The organism is Bradyrhizobium sp., from assembly GCF_019242285.1.
Taxonomy (GTDB): domain Bacteria; phylum Pseudomonadota; class Alphaproteobacteria; order Rhizobiales; family Xanthobacteraceae; genus Bradyrhizobium.
In genome coordinates, this window is record NZ_JAFAVV010000172.1 from 1 (window position 1) to 6,149 (window position 6,149).

General features: G+C 65.1%; 5 protein-coding genes and 2 pseudogenes. 5 read left to right on the top strand and 2 right to left on the bottom strand.

The features are described 5' to 3' along the window. Positions 1 to 326: 326 nt before the first annotated feature. Positions 327 to 1,295, bottom strand: a complete 969-nt coding sequence (locus JOY90_RS06420) for an alpha/beta fold hydrolase (protein ID WP_291690311.1) — start codon at positions 1,293 to 1,295, stop codon at positions 327 to 329. A 126-nt stretch (positions 1,296 to 1,421) separates the two neighbouring features. Between JOY90_RS06420 and JOY90_RS06425 the strand changes: the two genes are divergently transcribed. The 5 genes and pseudogenes from JOY90_RS06425 to JOY90_RS06445 all read left to right on the top strand — a co-directional run bounded on the left by JOY90_RS06425 (position 1,422) and on the right by JOY90_RS06445 (position 5,090). Beyond that, positions 1,422 to 2,039, top strand: coding sequence for an HAD family phosphatase (locus JOY90_RS06425; protein WP_291690312.1), 618 nt, complete (start codon positions 1,422 to 1,424; stop codon positions 2,037 to 2,039). Between the two features lie 313 nt (positions 2,040 to 2,352). Next, positions 2,353 to 3,558 (top strand): CaiB/BaiF CoA-transferase family protein, encoded by a 1,206-nt coding sequence (locus JOY90_RS06430; RefSeq protein ID WP_291690313.1) that lies wholly within the window; start codon positions 2,353 to 2,355, stop codon positions 3,556 to 3,558. 9 nt (positions 3,559 to 3,567) lie between these two features. Further along, a pseudogene (locus tag JOY90_RS06435) lies at positions 3,568 to 3,883 on the top strand (thiolase family protein); the annotation flags it as partial. Beyond that, a pseudogene (locus JOY90_RS06440) lies at positions 3,879 to 4,019 on the top strand (DNA-binding protein); the annotation flags it as partial. The pseudogenes JOY90_RS06435 and JOY90_RS06440, both read left to right, overlap by 5 nt. Before the next feature lie 546 nt (positions 4,020 to 4,565). Beyond that, a complete protein-coding gene (locus JOY90_RS06445; protein ID WP_291690315.1) occupies positions 4,566 to 5,090 on the top strand; it encodes a carboxymuconolactone decarboxylase family protein in 525 nt (174 codons plus the stop codon). 116 nt (positions 5,091 to 5,206) lie between these two features. On the opposite strand, the gene JOY90_RS06450 is transcribed toward JOY90_RS06445, so the two are convergent. Further along, positions 5,207 to 6,149, bottom strand: a 943-nt coding sequence (locus tag JOY90_RS06450) for a cyclic nucleotide-binding domain-containing protein (protein ID WP_291690316.1), incomplete at its 5' end; no start/stop codon positions are given.

Consider the following 6,149-nt stretch of genomic DNA (forward strand, 5'->3'; position numbering starts at 1 on the left):
TTGCGTGACGGTCGGTGTGGCCGCGATGCGAATAGCCGCCCTCGATGACGGCCTCGCGTTCCACCGGTCGGGGGATCGTTGCGGCGGCAGTATTCGACAATCGCATCACGAGTGCAACACGGCGCCGCTCTCGCGCCGGTCACAAACGCAGGCCGTGAGACGGGTCTTGCTCGGTGCCGCAGGGTGAGCCAAGTCGCGCGTCCGCCGTAGCTCGCAGAGCGAAGGCGGAAGCGACGCGCCCACCATCTTGCAGCGAACGCGACGCTCGATGGTGGGCACGCTTCGCTTAGTTAGCCCACCCTACGGCTCGTCAGTAAATCCTGCACTCACCCCAACCCGGCCAGCCACTCCTTCAGCGCCGCGTTGACCTCTGCGGGACGTTCCTGCTGCACCCAGTGGCCGACGCCGTCGATCAGGCGGACCAGCCGCAGGTCGGTCACGCGCTCGCGCATCAGCGCGATCAGGTCCACGCCGGGAACGAACGACAGCACCGGATCGAGCGTGCCCGCGATGAATGCGGCCGGCTGCTCGATCTTCTTGTCGGCAATCGCCGCCTGCTGGGCAAAGTCGAGCTGGGAGGTTCGGTAACGGTTGAGCGGCCCGCGAAAGCCGCTTCGCTCGAACTCGCCGACATAGTAGTCGAGATCGGCCGGCGTGAGCCACGCCGGCATCGGATCGGGGTCGGCCAGGCCATCGAGAAATCTCGCGTCCGGCGGCTTGTGCGGCGGCGGACCGGCTTTCCTGCCCTCGCCCGAGGGCCAATAATAGATTCTTCGCAGCGCCGCGCGCACATCTGCCTCGAATTCGGCCTCCGCGACCCCTGGCTCCTGAAAATAGAGCTGATAGAAGAAGCGATCCTTGTAGAGATTGCGGAACAGCTCGATCCGTGGCGCGGGGCCCCGTCCGGTGTAGGGCACGCTCAATCCGGCCACCGCACGCACCTTCTCGGGATGAAACAGCGCCGTATTCCACACGATCGGCGCCCCCCAGTCATGGCCGATCAGCACCGCCTGTTGCTCGCCGAGACCCTCGATCAGGCCGGCGATGTCGGCGCACATTTCCTTGATGGCATAGGCCTCGATCGCTTCCGGCTTGTCGCTGCCGCCGTAACCGCGCACGTCGGGCGCGGCGACGCGATAGCCCGCGTCCGCCAACGCCGAAATCTGGTGCCGCCACGAATACCAGCTTTCCGGCCAGCCATGCACCAATACGACCAGCGGCCCCTTGCCGGCCACAGCCACGCGCAGCCGGATGCCGTTGGTCTCGACCGTGACGAATTCAGGTGTTGCATTCATAATGCGTCTCCGTCCGCCGGGGTCATGCGCCATGTGGCCGCGCGCTCGCACTCTTGCAATTTCCCCGCAGACGTCAATAGCTGGCATGAGAAGCTGGCGCGAGCGCGCCCGCATGGAGCGCGAGGCATGGCCGCGAGCATCGAGTGCGTCGTTTTCGACATCGGCAATGTGCTGCTGCGCTGGAGCCCGTTCAACCTCTACCGCCGGATGGGTTTTTCGGACGCCGAGACCACAGCGATCCTGGCCGAGACCGGTCTGCCCGAGGTCAACCACCGCGTCCTCGACGCCGGCGCGCCGTATGCGGAAACGATCGCAGGCCTGGCATCGCGCTTCCCTGGGCACGCCGATTTCATTCTGGCCTTCGATCGGCGCTGGCCGGAGACGCTCGGCGGCGCGATCGAGGCCAACGTCGCCATCCTGCGCGCGCTGCAGGCCGCGGGGGTGGCGACCCACGCGATCAGCAATTTCAGCCGCGACAAGTTCGACATCGCGCGCCGCGCCCATCCGTTTCTCGACGAGTTCGACGAACTGGTTCTTTCCGGCGATGTCGGCTGCGTCAAGCCGGATCCCGAGATCTTCGAATTGTTGCTCGCGCGCCGCAAGCTCGATCCGGCGGCTTGCGTGTTCATCGATGACAACGCGGCCAATATCGAGACCGCGCAGCGGCTCGGTTTTGTTACCATCCACTACACCGAGCACGAGACTGATCTCGAGGCCGAGCTGCGGCGATTGGGGTTGAGGTAACAGGCGCGTAGGATGGCTAGAGCGCAGCGAAACCATCAATGCATCCTGGGAAGGTGACGGGTTTCGCTGCGCTCTACCCATCCTACGAGAACCAACCGAAGGTGTCGCTTCCCGCAGAGCTCGGGCCGGTCGTGCCGCGAGAACGCGAACCTATGTCTCAGGCATCCGTCGTTGCGAGCAGCGTCGGCGACGAAGCAATCCTACTCTCGGCGATATCGTGGCACGCGCATACCCCCATACGCGCGGCGGCCTTGATCTGGGCTGCCGCCTGCCGTTAGCTGAAGCCGACGACACACAGGGGAGCGCGCGCATCATGGGGCCGTTGCAAGGCATCAGGGTCATCGACATGACCACCGTCCTGATGGGGCCCTATGCGACCCAGATGCTCGGCGACTACGGTGCCGACGTCATCAAGGTGGAGTCGCTCGACGGCGACGTCACGCGCTTGATCGGTCCCACCAGGCATGCCGGCATGGGGCCGGTATTTCTGAACACCAACCGTTCAAAACGTTCGATCTGTCTCGACCTCAAGAAGCCCGCCGGCCGCGAGGCGGTGCTGCGGCTGATCGCCTCGGCCGACGTGCTCGTCTACAACGTGCGGCCGCAGGCGATGGCGCGGCTCGACCTCGGTTACGACGTCTGCGCGTCGCGCAACCCGCGCCTGATCTATGCCGGCGTGTTCGGCTTCGGCCAGGACGGGCCCTATGCCGCCAAACCCGCCTATGACGATCTGATCCAGGGCGCCACCGGCCTGCCGGCGCTGATGGCGCAGACCAGCAACGACATCCCGCGCTACGTGCCGAATGCGCTGGTCGACCGCATCGTCGGCCTGACCGCGGTCGGCGCGATCTGTGCGAGCCTCGTGCACCGCGACCGCACCGGGCGCGGCCAGCGGCTCGACATCCCGATGTTCGAGACCATGGCGAGCTTCGTGCTCGGCGATCACCTCGGCGGCCTCACCTATGAGCCGCCGCTCGACCAGGGCGGCTACGCTCGGCATCTGTCCCGCGACCGCCGGCCGTACAAGACCGCCGACGGCTATGTCTGCGTGATCGTCTACAACGACAAGCAGTGGGAAAGTTTCTTTGCCGCCACCGGCCGCGACGACCTGCGCAGCGATCCGAAATTCGCGACCTTCGCCGGCCGTGCCACCAACATCGACAGCGTCTATGCCGAGCTCGCGCGCATCTTCGAGACCAGGACCACCGCGGAATGGAGCGAGCTGCTCACCAGGGCCGACATTCCCGTGATGCCGATGCATGACTTGCAGAGCATGCTGGAAGACCCACACCTCAACGCCGCCAACTTCTTCCCCGTCCTCGAGCATCCGACCGAGGGGCCGATCCGCAACATGAAGGTCGCCGCCACCTGGTCGGAGACCAAGGCCGAGCCGGTGCGGCTCGCGCCGCGCCTCAACCAGCACGGCGAGGAGATTCTTCGCGAGGCCGGTTTCTCGGTGGAAGACATCGCCGCGATGGTGCACGACGGCGTGACCCGCGCGGTGCCGGCGGAAGGGTAGGGCGCCATGGTGCTGATGCGCACGAATGCGATGACGCATCCCGGTGCGCAGTTTCGTGAGCCGATCAGTGTGGCCGATGTGATGGCGTCGAAGCCGGTGGCGTTGCCGCTGAAGCTGCTGGATTGCTGCCCGGTGTCGGACGGCGCCGCCGCCTTCGTCAGCCGCGAGCCGACGGCCGAGGCGCGCGTCCGTGTGCGCGGCTGCGCCCAGGCTCATACCTATCAGCATGTCACCGCCGCCCCCGCGTTGAGCCAGCTCGGCGCCGAGATCGCGATCGCCAGGGCCAAGGATTGCGTCGGGCTTGGCGATCTCCGACGTCCGATATCGTGCTGGTCGATATCGTGGAGGGCTTTCGGATGATGGCCCATGGCGACAGGGCGCTTGCGATCGGCGACCGCGTCTCTGCACGATCCGCAGCATTCGCCGGCCGCTTGATACCCTATTTCGAGAAGACCACGTGAAAACCCGGATACAAGGTTAAGTGGATTGACTCAAATGAATAAACCGATCATTGCAAAAAGAGCTGACGCCGTCATTGCGAGCCAGCGGGACACGTTTGGGGCGTGCCCGTTGGTGCGAAGCAATCCAGTACGCTCGACCCTAATCTGGATTCTTCTGCATTCTCGCAATGGCGGCGTCAGCGCGCATAGAACAGCACGCTGGCGATGACGAGCATTGCCGTCACCGCCAGCATGTGCGCCAGCGTTTCCGAGGTTGCCCTCCTGGCGGCATCTTTCATGCCTTGTTTCCCCCTAGACTTGGGCATAAGCCCTCGTGGCGCGGAAAGCACAAACGCTGATCAAACTGTTACGCAGAACGCCCCAACGGACGAATATTCGCGAATACCAAAGTTGCCCCAACGCCGCGAATATCGACATGCAAAGAGTCGAAAAATATTGCGGCGGCAATTTGACTTGGCCGTGTTGGTGTTGCGTCAATCAGCGGTTCGAGATTTGGCGGAGAAGCGTAGAAATCGCGGCGAAAGACCGCGGAATTAAAGGTGAAGCATGGCCAAAATTGAGTATTGCGATCCGTCGATGCACAACGACAGGACGCGCGAGCTGCTGGGCAAGAACCGCAACGCGAACATCTTCAGGATGATGGCGCATGCGCCAAGCCATCTGGAGCAGTATTGTCGCCTCGGCGGCGCGATCCGCCACAAGGGCGAGCTCGATCCCATCCTGCGCGAGCTTGCGATCACCCGCACCGGTATCCTGTGCGAGGCGCCGTACGAGGTGGTGGCGCACAAGCGCATCGGCAGGAATGTCGGCGTCACCGACGAGCAGAACGAAGCACTGCAGGACTGGAGATCGGCGGCCTGTTTCGACGAGGTGCAGCGCGCGGCGCTCGCCTTCACCGACGAGATCGTCACGCAGCTCCGCCCGAGCGATGCGACCTTCCAGGCGATCGCCGCGAAGCTGACGCCGCGCGCGCTGGTCGAGTTGCAGCTCGCGGTCGGCTTCTACGTCATGACCTCGAAATTCCTGGAAACCTTCGCGATCGACCTGCAGCCGGCGAACGAGGTGGTCTGAGCGGCTGCGACGTTGGCGTGGCTCATGCGGCAATGGCGGTGCCCGACCTCTCCGACGGGGAGAGGTGAACCAAGTCTGCCGCGGCCTGGTTCATCCTCGTCGAACAGGCTTCTGGCCTAACTCGCCGTCAGCAGGTTCACCCGGTTGTTGGCGACGATCAGCCGTTCGGCGAGGAGCTGCGCCAGATTGCGCATGATGCGTTCGCCGGCTTTCGGATGCTGCTCGCGAAAACGCTCGAAATCGGCGAGCGCGATCTCGAAGGCGGTCGCGGCGCGGTCGGCGAACACGTCGGCGGAGCGGTGGGTTTCGAGCAGCGCCATCTCGCCGAACGCCATCCCGGCGGTCAGCGTCGCGAGGCGGACACCGTCGGGCAGGGTGACGTGAACCACGCCGCTGCGCAGGAAGAACAGCGAGGTGGCGGCGTCGCCGGCCGCGACGATGCGCTCGCCGTGCTGGTAGGTCCGCACCGTCGCCGGCGCGCCGAGCTCGTCCAGCTCCGCAGCCGTGAGGCCGGCGAGCAGCGGCTGCTCGGCAAGCTCGGTGGTGTCGTGGAAATCGATCGCACCGCCGTAGCGGTAGACGATCTGGTCCTCGGCCCACTCGATCGCGGTGTCGAGCAGATAGAAGTTGCGGACGTTGCTGACATCGCCGGTCTGCTCGGTGATCGTCTTCCAGTCCGCGGAGGTGCGGCGGACGCCGGAGAGGATCACGGTGACGTGGAAGCCCGCGAGCTCGCGGAACAGCTCGGCGAGCAGGCGGGTACCGGCCGGGGTCAGCGCGGTGACGCGGCGCAGGTCGAAGACGATGAATTGCGGACGAGGCCTGCCGGCAAGCTGTCGCGAGACGTAGTCGACGTTGGAGAGGGACAGGGTGCCGACCAGCTCGATGACGCGAACGTCGTCGTGATGGGCGGCGAGGATCTGGCGCTCGTGCGGCCTGCGGCTGCGCCGCGACGCGCTCACGCCGATGGTGTAGTCGGCGATGATGGAGTTGCGCGCGTCGTCGCTGCGGTTGAGCATATGCAGGTCGTAATGCGCCGAAATCGCCTCGCACACCTTG

Bases quoted from the DNA above. Each gene is read 5' to 3' on its own strand.
- JOY90_RS06430 (WP_291690313.1), top strand. From the start codon at position 2,353: ATGGGGCCGTTGCAAGGCATCAGGGTCATCGACATGACCACCGTCCTG.
- JOY90_RS06445 (WP_291690315.1), top strand. From the start codon at position 4,566: ATGGCCAAAATTGAGTATTGCGATCCGTCGATGCACAACGACAGGACG.
- JOY90_RS06420 (WP_291690311.1), bottom strand. From the start codon at position 1,295: ATGAATGCAACACCTGAATTCGTCACGGTCGAGACCAACGGCATCCGG.
- JOY90_RS06425 (WP_291690312.1), top strand. From the start codon at position 1,422: ATGGCCGCGAGCATCGAGTGCGTCGTTTTCGACATCGGCAATGTGCTG.